Here is a 15,135-nt window from a genome sequence, read left to right as displayed (position 1 = left end):
TCTTCGCCGCTGCTGAAAGGCCCTGTCGCCGATGTCCTGTGCTGAGTTCGACCTTGTCGACGATACGGAGAATGCTCCTCGGAGGGTTTCCTTGCTCTCGCGTCGGAGATTCCTCAGTCCCTTCCTCTTGCCCGTTTCGCTGTCCGCCCTTCTCGGTGTATGGGGGATTCGCAGAGATGAGGCCCTGTGGCATGACGAGGCCGTGACTCTCGAATTTGCTTCCCGTAGCCTGCCGGACCTGTGGCAGACGCTGGGTAACGTGGACGCCGTGCATGGAGCTTATTACCTTCTCATGCATGGCCTGTTCGGCTTGTTCGGGACCGATCTCCTGGTGCTGCGTCTTCCCTCTGTTCTCGCCGGTGCGCTGGCAGCGGCGGGAGTCACGGCGCTCGGGGTCCGGTTGTCGGGGACGCGAGTTGGAATGCTGGCTGGTCTTTCCTTCGCCGTACTCCCGGATGTTCAAAGATATTCACAGGAGGGGCGCTCGTACTCACTGGTCTGCGCACTTGTGGTCTGGGCCACATATTTTCTTGCTAGTGCGGTACTCAGCTGCCGAACCCCGGTGATGATGAGGCGCAGAAGTTCGATGGTGCCGTGGGTCGTATATGGCGCTCTCATGCTGGCAGCGTGCATTCTGCATCAGTTTGCCGCCCTTGCCCTGGTGGTACATGCCTTCGTCCTGCCAGATCACGCGCGGCGCCCTTGGGCGTACACCGCCCTTCTGGTTACGGCGGGATTCGCACCCCTTGCGGCCCTGGGCATGGCGCAATCCGGTCAAGTCGCCTGGATCGACGGTGTCACCGGTGGTGAATACCTGCGCTTCGCGATACTGGCTTCCTTCGCGGCGATGCTGGCCCACTTCGTTTCGCCGGGGAGCGCCGGCCAAGTCTCTCCTGAAGTGCCTTTCAGCCTACGGGCGATTGCCCTGCCGCTGTTCATCCTGCCCACCGCACTTCTCATGCTCATCTCTCTCTACAAGCCTTTCTATGTGGAGAGGTACGTGCTCTACGGCCTCGTCGGCCTCGCGCTCCTTCTGGGGGCCGCGCTGGATCGTGTGCCCGAACTGGGGCGCAACCTGCGAATAACCGCGGTGATTGTCGTCGTGTTGGCAATCGCACTGCTCATACCCGAGTCTCTTAAGCTGCGGGCACCCGAAAGCCGATCGGACAACGTCACCGCTCTGGCAAAAATCCTGTCCAGGGAATACAGTCCTGGCGACGGAATTCTCTACCTGTCCGTGAAGAGGCGCGCGTGGTCGCTGGCCTACCCTTCGGTGAACAGAGAGATGTTCGACCTTTCCCAGGCGCTCACTCCGGCAGCATCGCACGACCTGTACGGCACCGAACTGCCTTCCCCTCAGATTCGCGCGCGCATGCGCGGCAGCGCACGCATTCTCGTCGTCACGGAACCCGAAGGAATTCACGTCGAAAGCAACGGGACGGAGCGGATGAAGGAGAGGGTGCTGGCGGAGGATTTCACCAAGAAACTCACCATACAAATCGACGGGGCCCAAATCATCGTCTACGAGCCCCGCACAACGGCTGCCGAGGCTGAACTCGTGGTGTCGCAGGAGTCGACGGTCCGCCGACATTGTCGGAGCCGGCCTACGGCGGGTCGATCTCCGTCACCGCCACCAGCAGTCGCAACGGGTGCTCGTCGCCCTGCCAGTACACGCCCAGCACCACCCACCGGCCCCCGGTCCGCCACAGGTGCGCACTGCCGATGCCGTCCGACAGGGCGCGCCACGGCTCCGGTATCTCCTCGCCCTCCGCGGCGCGCACCCGGGTGCTCCAGAGGCTGACCGGCTGCGGCTCCCCCCACCGCGCCGCCAGCACCGATACGAGGGCGTCGCACTCCGCCTCGTACTGCTCCGCCTCCTCCGCGCGGCGCGACCCGTCGGCCTCCTGGAAGCTCTCGCCGATCGCCAACCCCGCCAGGTGATACCCCGGCCCGCTCGTCCCCACCTCGGACCCGGCGTGCTCGGCGGGGAAGGGCCGGGCACACAGCAGATCGATGGTGGTGAGGTGCCGTGCGGTGCTCATGAGTCCAGTAAAGCGCCCGGCACTGACAATTGGCAGGCCGTCAGTCGCCCCCCGAGATCGCCCCGGGACTTCCCCGTACCGCGCCCCCACGACCGGTCGCTTCCGGCCGTCGAAGGGAGCTTTCCGGCACGGCCCGGGTCCCGTGTCGTCGTCCGTTAGCCGCCTCGGCGACCACCGAGTACCATCCGGCAGACACGCGCACGAGCTGGGAGGACTGACCGTGGGGCGGCTGACCGGCGGGGACCCTTCCTTGTTGCGGCGGATCAACTCCGCCGTGGTGCTGCACGCCCTGCGGGGTGCCGACTGCCCCACCTTCACCGATCTGACCCGGATCACCGGTCTGTCGCGCCCCACGGTCGAAGGCGTCGTCGAGGGACTGATGGAGAACGGCCTGGTCGTCGAGTCGGCGCCGGGCGAGGGTGAGGCCCGCCGGCAGGGCCGTCCCGCGCGCAGGTTCCGGTTCCGGGCCGAGGCCGGGCATCTCCTGGGTATCGAGATCGGGCCGCACCGTGTCGCCGCGCTGCTGTCGGGGCTCGACGGCCGGATCATCGGCGCCAGTTCGCGCGACGCCACGGAGACCGCGTCGGCGGACGAGCGGCTCGACCGGGTACGGGTCGTCGTCAGCGACGTGCTGCGCCGCGCGGGGGTGGCGCGCAGTTCGCTGCGGGCCGTCGGTGTCGGCAGCCCCGGCATCGTGGAGGCCGACGGGACGGTACGGCTCGGTACGGCGCTGCCCGGCTGGACGGGCCTGGCGCTCGGCGAACGGCTGCGGCGCTCGTTCCGATGTCCGGTGCTGGTGGAGAACGACGCCAACGCGGCGGCCGTCGCCGAGCATTGGAAGGGCGCGGCCACCGATTCGGACGACATCGTCTTCGTGCTGGCGGGACTCAGCCCGGGGGCCGGCTCGCTGATCGGCGGGCGGCTGCACCGCGGCTTCCACGGCGCGGCCGGTGAGATCGGGGCGCTGCATCTGCTGGGCCGCGAGGTGACTCCGGAGAAGCTGCTGTCGACGACCGACGAGCCCCTGCATCCGCTCGACGAGCGGGCCGTGGCCCGCGTGTTCGCCCTGGCGAAGCAGGGCGACTTCGGGGCGAAGCAGGCGATGGAGCGGTTCATCCAGCGCCTGGTCCACGACGTGGCCGCGCTGGTCCTGGCACTCGACCCGGAGCTGGTGGTCGTCGGCGGCTGGGCGGCCGGTCTCGACGGCGTACTCGATCCGCTGCGGGACGAGCTGTCCCGGTACTGTCTGCGCCCGCCCAGGGTGACGCTGTCGCTGCTGGGCGAGGCGGCGGTGGCCACGGGCGCGCTGCGCCTGGCGCTGGACCATGTCGAGGAGCAACTGTTCGCCGTCGACGGGACGGTGACGGCCCGCCGCTGAGACAAGGCGACGGGCCGGGGTCGAATCGTAGGAAGCGCCGAATCGCGCGAAGCGCGGTCAGGAGCCGTCGAGAAGCCGGGCAGGGAACCGGTCAGGAAGCCTTGCGCTCGGCGGCGTGGTGGCTTATCTGCACGTCACCGGTGTCCCCGAAGGTGAGCCGGCAGGTGTCGGCCCGGTAGGTCGCCACCGAGACGGCGGCCGTACGGCCTCCGGCGAGATAGCGCGTGGTGACGACGAGCACGGGCGCGCCGGGCAGCCGGTCCAGTTCCTTGGCGTCGTCCACGCGGGCCGAGCCCAGCTCGACGGCGCGGTCCTGGCCCTCCATGCCGAGCCGCTGAAGCTCGCGCAGCACGCTGCGCGCGCGGGCGGGGCCCGAGGGAATGTCTATGGCGGGCAGCTCCGGCACGGACGCCGACGGCACGTACAGAAGCTCGGCCGCCACGGTCTGGCCGTGGGTCACCCGGGTCCTGCGGACCGTGTGGACCTCATCGGCCGCGTCCGTGCCGAGCATCTTGGCCACCGCCGCGGGCGCCACGGCCATCACCGAGTCGACGGGCTGCCACGCGTCCGGGTCGGCGCCCGGCCACTCCTGCTGGGTGGTCGACACGTCGACACCCACACGGGGCGGCGCGACGGTCGTGCCGACGCCGCGGCGGCGCTGCAACCGGCCTTCGAGTTCGAGCTGTTCGAGCGCCTGGCGGAGCGTGGCGCGCGCGACTCCGAAGCGGGCGGCGAGGTCGCGTTCGTTGGGCAGGACCTCCCCGACCGCGAAATCGGAGTCGAGTGCCTCGCCCAGCACGGTCTTGAGGTGCCAGTACTTCGGCTCCGGCACCGTTTCGAGCTGCGTGGTCCCCACCGTGATCCTCCGCAATCGCCGTGTCCCCGGCGGCTTTTCCATGCACTTGTTTATTAAAGGTTCCTGCACTAACTCTCCGAGAGTAGGACGGCCGATCGCGTTGGTCAAGACCAATCCTGCGGGTACCGACCGGCGGAATCGCACTCTGCCACAGATCGTTCACGCAGAGTTCGCAGGTTTGGCGTGAAACGACGGCATCAGCAGGTGGGAGCGCCGGGGGTGCGGACCTGACGTGTCGGGACAGACACATACAGGCATGTCAGGGGGTGCCGGCCGGCTCGCCCTCCGCGATCCGCCGGGTCGCTCGCCGGGTCGCTCGCCGTGCCCGGAACGCCCCGGAGCCGAGCGCCACTCCGGCGCCCACCAGCAGGCTGCCGGCGGCCTGGGCGGGGCCGTACGCCCCCGTGCCCACGAGGGGCGCGGTGAGTGCCGCGGCCACCGGGATGAGGCCGGAAAAGAGCGTGGCCCGCTCGGCGCCGATGCGCTGCATGCCCATGTACCAGCAGATGAAGCCGACCACGGTCACGACGGCCGCCTGCCAGCCGAGCGCGAGCGCCTCCTCCCCGGTGGGTACGCGGACGAAGTCGGCGCCGTCCAGGACGAGTCCGGCGATCGTGGACTCGATCGCGGCGAGGCCGGCCACGGTCGCGGAGAGCAGTTTGGGTCCGAGCGGGCGCAGTACGGGGACGGCCAGTACGGCGAAGCCGACCTCGCCGACGAGCGCGGCGACGGACCAGCCGAGACCGGCCGCGTCCGTCCGGCCCCAGCCCTGGACGGTGAACGCGCCGACGGCGACGAGCAGCGCGCCGTACACGACGGGGCGCGCGGGACGGCGCCGGCTCAGCAGGGGGAAGAGGACGGCGACGACGACCGGCGCGCAGCCGACGAACACACCGGGGACGGCGGGCTCGGCGGTGCGTTCGGCGGCGATGACGGAGAGGTTGAAGCCGACCATGCCGACGCCGGCGACGGCGGCGAGCCTGCCCCACTGCCTGCCGGTGAGGGCGCGCAGGGGCGCGGCGGCGCCCCTGGCGACGAGCGGGAGGAGGAGCAGGCAGGCGACGGCGTAGCGGAGGGCCTGGCCGCCGGCGTAGGGGTAGTAGCCGAGAACGCTGTTCGCGGTGAAGGAGGCGCCGACGAGGGTGCAGGCGAAGGCGGCGAGGAGCATCCCGGCAGGGCCCGAGACGCCCGGGGAGGTGGCTTTCATGACGGCGACGCTACGGAGAGAGGTGGTCCGGTTTAAGGTCCACTCCCATGACGGTATCGAGGACCACTTCGGGTGAAACGGCTGTTGGCGAGGTCGCCGGGTCGGGGACTGCGTGGACCGACGCGTGGGACGTGAAGCTCGCCTCCGCGCCCGCCCGGCGGCGTGGGCGGGTGCTCCAGTCCGCGCTGCGTGAGGCGGTGCGGTCGGGGCGGCTCGCGGCGGGCACCCGGCTGCCGTCGAGCCGTGAACTCGCGGCCGATCTCGGGGTCTCGCGGGGCCTGGTCACGGACGCGTACGAACAGCTCACGGCCGAGGGGTATCTGCGCAGCGGACAGGGTTCCGGGACATGGGTCGGCGACGCCGTACGCGCGGCGGCCCGGGGGACGCGTGACCGGGCGCCCCATCCGCCGGGCGCGCGCGCCGACTTCGTGCCCGGCACGCCGGACCTCTCGCTCTTCCCGCGCGCCGCGTGGGGTGCCACCCACCGGACCGTGCTGGCGCGGTTGCCGCACCGGGCGCTCGGCTATCCGGATCCACGGGGCATGCCGGAGCTGCGTACGGCGCTGGCGGCGCTGCTCACCCGGCGGCGCGGGGTGGCGGCCGACCCGGAGCGGCTGCTGGTCTGTTCCGGGGTGGCGCAGGCGATGACACTGCTCGGGTTCGCGCTGCACGGGCGCGGGGTGCGGACCGTGGGTCTGGAGGATCCCGGCAGCCCGGAGAACAAGGCGGTGCTCGGCTCGGCCGGGCTGCGTTCGGTCCTGCTGCCGCTGGACTCCGACGGTCTGGTGCCGGGCGCGCTGGAGCGGTCGGGCGTACGCGCCGTGGTGACGACCCCGGCCCATCAGTACCCGTCCGGTATCGCGTACTCGGCGGCGCGCCGGACCGAACTCCTCGACTGGGCGCGGTCGGTGGACGGTTTCGTCCTGGAGGACGACTACGACGGGGACTTCCGCTACGACCGGGCCCCGGTGGGCGCGTTGCAGGGACTGGACCCGGAGCGTGTCGCGTACATGGGCTCGGTCAGCAAGTCGATGGCACCGGGTCTGCGGATCGGCTGGCTGCTGGCGCCGGAGGAGCTGACCGAGGAGCTGACCGAGCGCAAGCGCACCATGGACCTCGGCAATCCCGTGCTGGAGCAGGCACTGCTCGCGGACTTCGTCGAACAGGGCGGCTACGACCGCCACTTGCGCCGCTGCCGACTGGCCTACCAGCGGCGCAGGGACACGCTGATCGCGGCTCTGGACGAGCACTTCCCCGGCACCGAGGTCAGCGGTATCGCGGCGGGCCTGCACATCATCGCGGTCCTGCCGGGGCGTTACGGTCCCGAGGCGCGGTTCCTGGAGCGGGCGGCGGCGGCCGGTGTGGCGCTGCGCGCGCTGGCGTACCACGGCACGGCGCGGCCGGACGACGGCCGGGTCCGGCTCGTCATGGGGTACGCGCACCAGTCGCCGTCCGACATCACGCGCGGGGTGCGGCTGCTGGCGGAGGCGGTCGGGCGCGGCTGATCCGGGCGTGGGGGCGGGTTGTTCACCCCGGGTTCGTGTGCCGGCCGCCGCCGGGCGCTACGTATGGCACGGCACACCAGGCACACCGGACCCGCCGCAGGAGGCACCTCGATGACGAACAGTTCCCCCGGTTCCCCGAATCCCGCCACGGACCGCCGCACCGTACTGCGCGGCTCCGTCGCCGCCTCCGCCGCGCTGGCCCTGCCCGCGACCGCCGCGGCCGTCGCCGGGACCGTCGCGGGCGCCGCGCCCGCCCAGGCGCTCTCCGGCCGGCCGAGCGCCGACTGGGGTGTCCAGACGGGCGACGTCACCTCGTCGTCCGGCCTGGTGTGGATCCGCTCCGACCGGCCCGCGCGGATGCTGGTGGAGACCTCGGCGACCAGTTCCTTCCGCCGTACGCGCAGATGGCACGGCCCGCTGCTGGGCCCCGGCACCGACTTCACCGGGACGACGCCGCTGCACGGACTGCCCGCCGGTGAGCAGGTGCACTACCGGGTGACGCTCGCGGATCCCGACGACCCGCGGCGTACGGGCGAGCCGGTGTACGGCTCGTTCCGTACGGCCCCGGAGCGGCGCCGGCAGGACGTGCGGTTCCTGTGGTCGGGCGACATCGCGGGCCAGGGCTGGGGCATCAACCCGGACATCGGCGGCTACCGCGCGTACGACGACATGCGGCGGCTCGATCCGGACTTCTTCCTGTGCAGCGGCGACACCGTCTACGCGGACGGGCCGCTGCTGCCGTCGGTCACGCTGCCGGACGGGCGGATCTGGCGCAACATCGTCACGGAGGAGAAGGCGAAGGTCGCCGAGACGCTGGACGAGTACCGGGGCCAGTTCCGCTACAACCTGCTCGACCACAAAGTCCGCCGGTTCAACGGGCAGGTGCCGACGATCGTGCAGTGGGACGACCACGAGGTGCGCAACAACTGGTACCCCGGCCAGATCCTGGACGACGTCCGGTATCAGGAGAAGAACGTCGACGTGCTGGCGGCGCGCTCGATCCAGGCGTTCGGCGAGTACTTCCCGGTGGGGACGCTCCGGGCGCTCGGCGAGGACCGGCGGGTGCACCGGGTGGTGCGGTACGGGCCGCTGCTGGACGTGTTCGTGCTGGACATGCGCTCGTTCCGGAACGCCAACTCCCCCGGCCGGCAGGCGGACGACACGACGGGCATCCTCGGCGCCGAGCAACTCGACTGGCTAAAGCGCGAGTTGTCACGCTCGCGCGCGGTGTGGAAGGTGATCGCGGCCGACATGCCGATCGGTCTGGTCGTGCCGGACGGCACGGCGAACATCGAGGCGATCGCGCAGGGCGACCCGGGCGCGCCGCTGGGCCGGGAACTCCAGATCGCCGACCTGCTGCGGTACATCAAGCACCGCCGGATCACCGGCACGGTGTGGCTGACGGCGGACGTGCACTACACGTCGGCGCAGCACTACGAGCCGGAGCGGGCGGCGTTCAAGGACTTCGCCCCGTTCTGGGAGTTCGTGTCGGGTCCGCTGGCGGCGGGCGGTTTCCAGGCGAACGCGCTGGACTCGACCTTCGGGCCGAACCGCGTCTTCGTCCAGGCGCCGGACCGGGCGAACGTCTCGCCGATGGAGTCGTCCCAGTACTTCGGTGAGGTCGCCATCGACGGGGAGAGCGGCGAGTTGACGGTGCGGCTGCGGGCCGAGGGGAACAAGGTGCTGTTCAGCAAGGTCCTGAAGCCGGGACGGGTGGGCCAGTAGGAAGAATCCCAACGGAAGGGCGGGTACCGCGAGGTGCCCGCCCGGCCGGGAGCGGGTAACCTCGCCGGTGGTGAACGGGTGAACCGCCCCCGTCCCGGACCACCGTCGGTCACGCCTCCTGGGACTCAGCCAAAGACTTCCCGTGGAATGGACAAGTCGCGCCATAAATCAACCAAAAGTAGTTGATAGGCGAACTGAAGCATCTTTTACCCATCAGTCACAGTACGTTCGTGATCGCGCAACACCGTTGGGTCACAGTGAGGTCATGACCGATGTGACTTCATCGAAGAGTGCCCGCCGCCCCCACCACTGGCGCCGGGATCTCGTCGAACTGGCCGCCCTGTTCACCGCGGTTGCGGTCGCCGACGCTGTCGCGAACATGGTGGCGCACGGGCCGGACGGACCGTTCCTGCTCGTCGCCTCCGCGATCGCCCTGATCATCACGGCCGGATTCCACACATGGTGGTCACGGCACCACGGCCACGCACCACCTGTTGAGGCGACGCGGGCTGACGCCCCGTCGGACGATTCCCGGGACGTCCCCGCCCCCTCCCCCGTCGATGCCGACGCCGACAGCGCCACCGCCCTGTGGCGGATGCGCGCCACCGTGCGCGACGCCCCCGGCTCACTGGCCGCGCTGTGCACCGTCCTCGCCGGCCGCCGGGTGGACATCCTCACCCTCCAGACCCACCCCCTGGCCACCGGCACCGTCGACGAGTTCCTGCTGCGCGCGCCCGCCTCGCTGCCCGCGCGGCAGCTCACCCGTGAGATCTCCCTGGCGGGCGGCAGTGATATCTGGATCGAGCGCGCCGACACGCACGATCTCGTGGACGCGCCGACCAGGATCCTCGGCCTGGCCACCCGTACCGCTCTGGACGCGGCCGAACTGCCCCTCGCCCTGCGCCAGTTGCTGGGCCGCTGCACGATCCACTCACTGCCCGCGGTCTCCCCCACGGGCGGCCCGACCGGCGCGAACGCCCCCGTCGAGGGCATCCTGGAGGGCACCACGATGCGGATGCGCGACCCGAACGGCGGCGTGATCAGCGTCGAGCGCCACTATCTGCCGTTCACGCCCACCGAGTTCGCCAGGGCCCGCGCCCTGGTCGAACTCGACGCGCGCCTCGGCCCGCGCGTCCCGCGCAGCCGGGACGTCCTGACCCTGCCCGAAGGCAAGATCACCGTGCGCCGCGCCGACCAGAGCGACGTCGACGCGGCGTCGGCGATGCACGAACGCTGCTCGGAACACACCCTGGGACTGCGCTACCACGGCCCCGTCGGCGACGCGGACCGCTATCTCGACCATCTGCTGAGCCCGCGCCACGGGCGGACCCTCAAGGTCCAGACGGCGTCGGGGCGCCTCGTCGCGCTCGGCCATCTCCTGTGGGACGGCGACGAGACCGAGGTCGCGCTGATCGTCGAGGACACCTGGCAGCGGCGCGGTATCGGCGCCGAACTGCTCGGCAGGCTCGTCGCCCTCGCCGTCGAGGCCGGCTGCACGAGCGTGTACGCCGTCACCCAGGCGTCCAACACCGGCATGGTCGCCGCCATGCGTGGTCTCGGTCTGCCGCTCGACTACCAGATAGAGGGTGGCACGCTGGTCGTCACCGCCCGTCTCAAGGGGACGGAACAGCTGACGGACGAACAGCGGACGGAAGATCGGCGGACGGACGAACAGCGGACGATGTACGGGTCTCCGGAGATCGCGCTGCGCGACCAGGCCGGGCGCTGAGCGCCTCGGTCAGATCCCGCCACAGGTCCTCGACGTCCTCCAGCCCGACCGACATCCGCAGCAGCCGGTCGCTCACCCCGGCCGATCGCCGGTCCGACTCGGCCACGACGCGGTGGCTGATGGAGGCCGGGTGCTGGATGAGCGAGTCCACGCTGCCGAGGCTCACCGCCGGGGTGATCAGCCGGACCCCGGCGATCACCTCGTGCGGGTCCCCGTGCACCTCGAAGGAGACCATCGCCCCGCCGATGCTCGGGTAGTGCACCCGGGCGACGCGCGGGTCGGTGGCCAGCCTGCGGGCCAGGTCGGCGGCGGTGGCCGAGGCGGCCCGTACGCGTACCGGCAGCGTGGACAGCCCCCGCAGCAGCAGATAGCCCGCCATCGGGTGCAGGACGCCGCCGGTCGCGAACCGCACCTGGCGCAGCTTGCGCGCGAACTCCTCGTCGCAGGCCACGACTCCGCCGAGGACGTCGCCGTGCCCGCCGAGATACTTCGTCGCGCTGTGCAGGACGAGCCGCGCGCCGTGCTCGACGGGCCGTTGCAGGACGGGCGTCGCGAACGTGTTGTCGACCAGCAGCGGTATCGAGCCGCAGGAGTACGCGACGGCGGCGATGTCGACCTCCGCGAGGGTCGGGTTCGCGGGGGTCTCGACCATCACGAGACCGGTGTCGGGGCGGATCGCGTCGGCGATGCCCGCCGGATCGGTCCAGGTGACCTCCGTACCGAGGAGCCCGGCGGTCAGGAGGTGGTCGCTGCATCCGTACAGAGGACGTACGGCGACGACATGGCGCAGCCCCATTCCCGACCGTACGAGCAGGACGGCCGTCAGCGCCGCCATGCCGCTGGCGAAGGCCACCGCGCTCGCGGTGCCCTCCAGCCGCGCGAGCGCCGTCTCGAAGCGGGCCGTCGTCGGGTTGTCGAGGCGCGCGTAGACGGGCGGTCCTTCGGGTCGGGCGCCGGTGGCGGCGAACTCGTCGATCCGCGCGGCCTCGGCACGGGTGTCGTACGAGGGGTAGGTCGTCGACAGATCGATCGGTGCCGCGTGCACGCCGAGCCGTGCCAGATCCTCCCGGCCCGCGTGCACGGCCTCGGTCGCGAGCGCGCGGGGTACGGGTACGGATGCGGGTTCGGCTGCGGCTGCGGGTACGGGTGCGTTCGTGCCGGCGGCATCGATGGAGTCCATGCACGCACTCTGAACATCCGGCGGGAATCACGGGTGATCCTCCGTGTTACGTTCGCCGGATGAGCGAGTCAGTCGTACTGGATCCGGTCGATCTGCACATATTGCGCCTGCTGCAGAACGACGCGCGGACCACCTACCGGGACATCGCCGCCGAGGTCGGCGTGGCCGCCTCGACCTGTCTGGACCGGGTGTCCAGACTGCGGCGATCCGGGGTGATTCTAGGACACCAGCTCCGCCTCGATCCGGCCAAACTCGGCCGTGGGCTGCAGGCGTTGCTCTCCGTGCAGGTCCGGCCGCACCGACGCGAACTGATCAAGCCGTTCGTGGAGCGCATCCGGGGCCTGCCCGAGTCCCGCGCGCTGTTCCATCTGACCGGGCCCGACGACTATCTGGTCCATGTGGCGGTGGCGGACACCGCGGACCTGCAGCGGCTCGTGGTGGACGAGTTCACCTCACGGCCCGAAGTGGCCCGTGTCGAGACACGGTTGGTCTTCCAGCAGTGGGACTGCGGCCCCCTTATGCCCCCTTCATCAGCCATTCCGTCGACGACCCGGCCCTGAAGGAGGGTGACGCGCGGTCCTCACTCGGCGAGGATGTCGCCATGCCAGACACTTCCAGCAGCGCGCTGCCCCGCCAGGTCGCCGACGCCTATGTCGACGCACTCATCGAACTCGATCCGATCACCGGTACCTTCCTGGGCGTCGCGGCCAGTTCCGGTCGCCTGCCCGACTTCTCACCGGCCGGAGCGAAGGCGCTCGCCGACCTCGCCCGCGAGACCCTCGCCAAGCTCGACGTCGCGACGAAGCTGCCGGGTGCCGACAGCGATCAGGAGCGACGCTGCGCCAGGCTGCTCCACGAGCGGCTGACGGCCGAACTCGCCGTCCACGACACCGACGAGCACCTGCGCGCCGTCAGCAACATCCACTCCCCCGCCCACGCCGTCCGCGACATCTTCGCCGTGACGCCGACCGAGACGGACGAGGACTGGGCGGCTGTGGCCCAGCGCCTGCGCGCCGTACCGGACGCGCTGAGCGGGTTCCGCGAGTCGCTGGCCCTCGGTCTGGAGCGGAAGCTGCCCGGCGGGCCGCGGCCGACCGCGACGTTCATCGGCCAGCTCACGGAGTGGGCGGGCGACGGCCGCGGCTGGTTCGAGGAGTTCGCGGCGGCCGGGCCCGACTCGCTCCGTGAGGAGCTGGACGCGGCGGCGGGCGCCGCCACCGGCGCCGTCACCGCGCTGCGCGACTGGATGCGCGACGTGTACGCGCCGGCCGTCGAGGACGCGCCCGACACCGTGGGCCGCGAGCGCTACGCCCGCTGGTCGCGCTTCTTCAACGGCACGGATCTCGATCTCGACGAGGCGTACACCTACGGCTGGTCCGAGTACCACCGGCTGCACGCCGAGATGACCACCGAGGCGGCGAAGATCCTGCCGGGCGCGACCCCCTGGGAGGCGCTGGCGCATCTCGACAAGCACGGGGAGCACATCGAGGGGGTGGAGGAGGTACGCAAGTGGCTCCAGGCCCTGATGGACGAGGCCATCGAGGCACTGGACGGCACGCACTTCGAACTCGCCGACCGGGTACGGAAGGTGGAGTCCCGCATCGCCCCGCCGGGCGGCGCGGCGGCGCCGTACTACACCGGCCCCTCGGAGGACTTCTCCCGTCCCGGCACCACCTGGCTGCCGACGATGGGCGAGACCCGTTTCCCGGTGTACGACCTGGTGTCGACCTGGTACCACGAGGGTGTTCCCGGCCATCACCTCCAGATCGCGCAGTGGACCCACGTCGCCGACCAGCTCTCCCGGTACCAGGCGTCCGTGGGCGGTGTCAGCGCGAACGCCGAGGGCTGGGCGCTGTACGCGGAGCGGCTGATGGACGAGTTGGGCTTCCTGCCGGACGCGGAGCGCAGGCTCGGCTATCTGGACGCGCAGATGATGCGTGCCTGCCGGGTCATCGTGGACATCGGTATGCATCTGGAGCTGGAGATCCCGGCGGACTCGCCGTTCCATCCCGGTGAGCGCTGGACGCCCGAGCTGGCGGAGGAGTTCTTCGGCAACCACAGCGGCAGGCCGGCGGACTTCGTGGAGAGCGAGCTGACCCGCTATCTGTCGATGCCGGGCCAGGCGATCGGCTACAAGCTGGGCGAGCGGGCGTGGCTGCTGGGCCGCGCGAACGCGCGCGAGCGGCACGGCGACGCGTTCGACGCGAAGGCGTGGCACATGGCGGCGCTGTCGCAGGGCTCGCTGGGGCTGGACGATCTGGTGGACGAGCTGTCCAAGCTCTGAGCAGGGGCGCCCGGCGCGACGGTGCCGGGCGCCTGCTCCGTACGAATCCGCGTGACTCCGTACGACTCCATGCAACCCAGCACAAATCCGCGCAACTCCGCGTGACAGGAACTCCGATGGGCGGGACGAACTCGGTGGGTCTTCTGCTCTGCGCCGACCCGTTGCGGCCCACCAGGACGGACCCGGCGTTCGCGGCCGAGGCCGCTCTCGGCCGCTCCCTGGGCACCCGGACCGCGCTGCTGGACCACGACGCCCTGCTCGCCGGGGAGACGGCCGGTGCCCTGGCCCGGGTGGGGCGGGACTCGGGGGCGTACTGGTACCGGGGCTGGATGATCCCCGCCGAGCGTTACGCGGCACTGGAGCGCGGCCTGCGCGAGCGCGGCTGCGCGCTGCTCACCGGCGCCGACGCGTATCGGCGCGCCCATGAACTGCCGGGCTGGTACGAGGCGTTCGCCCAGCTCACCCCGCGAAGCGTCTGGCGCGCCTGCCCGCCCGGCGAACCGCCGTCGGCCGACGAGCTGGCGCGGCTCGCCGCCCCGCTGGGCGACGGCCCGGCCGTGGTGAAGGACTACGTCAAGTCGCGCAAGCACGAGTGGCACGAGGCCTGTTACGTGCCGGAACTGACGGACCGCGCGCGGCTCGCCGCCACGGTGGGGCGTCTCTTCGCGCTCCAGGAGGAGTCCCTGACGGGCGGGGTGGTGCTGCGTACGTACGAGGCTTTCGTCCCCGGCGGCGAGGCGCGGGTGTGGTGGCTGGACGGCGATCCCGTGCTGGTCACGGCCCACCCCGACACACCGGGCAGGGCGCCGTTGCCCGAACTCGCCGCCGTGGGCGCGGCGGTGAGCGCGCTCGGCTGCCGTTTCGTCACCACCGACATGGCGCTGCGGGACGACGGGGTGTGGCGGGTGGTCGAGGTGGGTGACGGTCAGGTGAGCGGTCTGCCGGCCGGGGCGGACGCGACGGAGCTGTTCGCCGCGCTGGAGAGCGGCGGCCGTACGGCTGCGACGCGCGGGGCGCCGTGAAGGGGTCGGCCTCGCGCCGCTCCCCGTCGCCGTCCGTGGGACCTGACTAGGGGGTGTCTTTTGGATCAGGCCGGATCAGGGAGCGCCCGCCGCGGCAGCGGCTGATGTCACATTGGTGCGTGCGATCGCAAGGCGGAGGAGGGAGGCATGGCGGAGCCATGCCGACCGACGACAACGGAGGGGGCACCTCCCGTGCCCCCTCGGGGG

11 protein-coding genes are annotated in these 15,135 nt (G+C 71.2%); 7 read left to right on the top strand and 4 right to left on the bottom strand.

Going from position 1 to position 15,135, the window contains the following annotated elements:
* Window positions 1-1,604: 1,604 nt before the first annotated feature.
* Entirely contained in the window at window positions 1,605-2,042 is a 438-nt protein-coding gene (locus ACFT9I_RS27040) for a hypothetical protein (RefSeq protein WP_382568367.1), read from the bottom strand.
* Window positions 2,043-2,262: 220 nt separating this feature from the next.
* On the opposite strand from ACFT9I_RS27040, the gene ACFT9I_RS27035 reads away from it, so the two are divergent.
* Window positions 2,263-3,420: an ROK family transcriptional regulator gene (locus tag ACFT9I_RS27035; protein WP_382568365.1), complete on the top strand. Its 1,158-nt coding sequence runs from the start codon at window positions 2,263-2,265 to the stop codon at window positions 3,418-3,420.
* A gap of 91 nt (window positions 3,421-3,511) precedes the next feature.
* Here the strand turns inward: ACFT9I_RS27035 and ACFT9I_RS27030 are convergent, their stop codons facing one another.
* Both ACFT9I_RS27030 and ACFT9I_RS27025 read right to left on the bottom strand, forming a co-directional pair.
* Window positions 3,512-4,276 (bottom strand): GntR family transcriptional regulator, encoded by a 765-nt coding sequence (locus ACFT9I_RS27030; RefSeq protein WP_382568363.1) that lies wholly within the window; start codon window positions 4,274-4,276, stop codon window positions 3,512-3,514.
* A 259-nt stretch (window positions 4,277-4,535) separates the two neighbouring features.
* Window positions 4,536-5,483, bottom strand: a complete 948-nt coding sequence (locus tag ACFT9I_RS27025; protein ID WP_382568361.1) for a DMT family transporter — start codon at window positions 5,481-5,483, stop codon at window positions 4,536-4,538.
* A 47-nt stretch (window positions 5,484-5,530) separates the two neighbouring features.
* Here ACFT9I_RS27025 and ACFT9I_RS27020 point away from each other — a divergent pair, with 47 nt between their 5' ends.
* The 3 genes from ACFT9I_RS27020 (at window position 5,531) to ACFT9I_RS27010 (ending at window position 10,442) form a co-directional block, all read left to right on the top strand.
* A complete protein-coding gene (locus ACFT9I_RS27020; protein ID WP_382568359.1) occupies window positions 5,531-6,988 on the top strand; it encodes a PLP-dependent aminotransferase family protein in 1,458 nt (485 codons plus the stop codon).
* Window positions 6,989-7,099: 111 nt separating this feature from the next.
* The gene (locus ACFT9I_RS27015; RefSeq protein ID WP_382568357.1) at window positions 7,100-8,713 is read left to right on the top strand and encodes an alkaline phosphatase D family protein; all 1,614 of its coding nucleotides are present in this window, start codon (window positions 7,100-7,102) and stop codon (window positions 8,711-8,713) included.
* 265 nt (window positions 8,714-8,978) lie between these two features.
* Window positions 8,979-10,442 (top strand): GNAT family N-acetyltransferase, encoded by a 1,464-nt coding sequence (locus ACFT9I_RS27010; RefSeq protein ID WP_382568356.1) that lies wholly within the window; start codon window positions 8,979-8,981, stop codon window positions 10,440-10,442.
* Here the strand turns inward: ACFT9I_RS27010 and ACFT9I_RS27005 are convergent.
* Complete coding sequence (locus ACFT9I_RS27005) at window positions 10,327-11,622, bottom strand: trans-sulfuration enzyme family protein (RefSeq protein WP_382568354.1); 1,296 nt, start codon at window positions 11,620-11,622, stop codon at window positions 10,327-10,329. The two genes, ACFT9I_RS27010 and ACFT9I_RS27005, sit on opposite strands and share 116 nt — an antisense overlap.
* A 59-nt stretch (window positions 11,623-11,681) precedes the next feature.
* On the opposite strand from ACFT9I_RS27005, the gene ACFT9I_RS27000 reads away from it, so the two are divergent.
* The 3 genes from ACFT9I_RS27000 to ACFT9I_RS26990 all read left to right on the top strand — a co-directional run bounded on the left by ACFT9I_RS27000 (window position 11,682) and on the right by ACFT9I_RS26990 (window position 14,928).
* On the top strand, window positions 11,682-12,182 hold the full coding sequence (locus ACFT9I_RS27000) for an Lrp/AsnC family transcriptional regulator (protein ID WP_382568352.1): 501 nt from the start codon (window positions 11,682-11,684) through the stop codon (window positions 12,180-12,182).
* Window positions 12,183-12,223: 41 nt separating this feature from the next.
* On the top strand, window positions 12,224-13,906 hold the full coding sequence (locus ACFT9I_RS26995; protein WP_382568351.1) for a DUF885 domain-containing protein: 1,683 nt from the start codon (window positions 12,224-12,226) through the stop codon (window positions 13,904-13,906).
* Window positions 13,907-14,022: 116 nt separating this feature from the next.
* Window positions 14,023-14,928: an ATP-grasp domain-containing protein gene (locus ACFT9I_RS26990; RefSeq protein ID WP_382568349.1), complete on the top strand. Its 906-nt coding sequence runs from the start codon at window positions 14,023-14,025 to the stop codon at window positions 14,926-14,928.
* Window positions 14,929-15,135 lie beyond the last annotated feature (207 nt).

The organism is Streptomyces sp. NPDC057137, from assembly GCF_042670825.1.
GTDB lineage: Bacteria > Actinomycetota > Actinomycetes > Streptomycetales > Streptomycetaceae > Streptomyces.
The sequence above is the reverse complement of the archived record's forward strand: the minus strand, read 5'-3'. Positions and strand labels throughout refer to the sequence as shown.

Excerpts from the sequence above, each read along its gene's own strand:
- ACFT9I_RS27040 (WP_382568367.1), bottom strand. The coding sequence starts at position 2,042 with ATGAGCACCGCACGGCACCTCACCACCATCGATCTGCTGTGTGCCCGG.
- ACFT9I_RS27025 (WP_382568361.1), bottom strand. The coding sequence starts at position 5,483 with ATGAAAGCCACCTCCCCGGGCGTCTCGGGCCCTGCCGGGATGCTCCTC.
- ACFT9I_RS27020 (WP_382568359.1), top strand. The coding sequence starts at position 5,531 with ATGACGGTATCGAGGACCACTTCGGGTGAAACGGCTGTTGGCGAGGTC.
- ACFT9I_RS27015 (WP_382568357.1), top strand. The coding sequence starts at position 7,100 with ATGACGAACAGTTCCCCCGGTTCCCCGAATCCCGCCACGGACCGCCGC.
- ACFT9I_RS27010 (WP_382568356.1), top strand. The coding sequence starts at position 8,979 with ATGACCGATGTGACTTCATCGAAGAGTGCCCGCCGCCCCCACCACTGG.
- ACFT9I_RS27005 (WP_382568354.1), bottom strand. The coding sequence starts at position 11,622 with ATGGACTCCATCGATGCCGCCGGCACGAACGCACCCGTACCCGCAGCC.
- ACFT9I_RS27000 (WP_382568352.1), top strand. The coding sequence starts at position 11,682 with ATGAGCGAGTCAGTCGTACTGGATCCGGTCGATCTGCACATATTGCGC.
- ACFT9I_RS26995 (WP_382568351.1), top strand. The coding sequence starts at position 12,224 with ATGCCAGACACTTCCAGCAGCGCGCTGCCCCGCCAGGTCGCCGACGCC.
- ACFT9I_RS26990 (WP_382568349.1), top strand. The coding sequence starts at position 14,023 with ATGGGCGGGACGAACTCGGTGGGTCTTCTGCTCTGCGCCGACCCGTTG.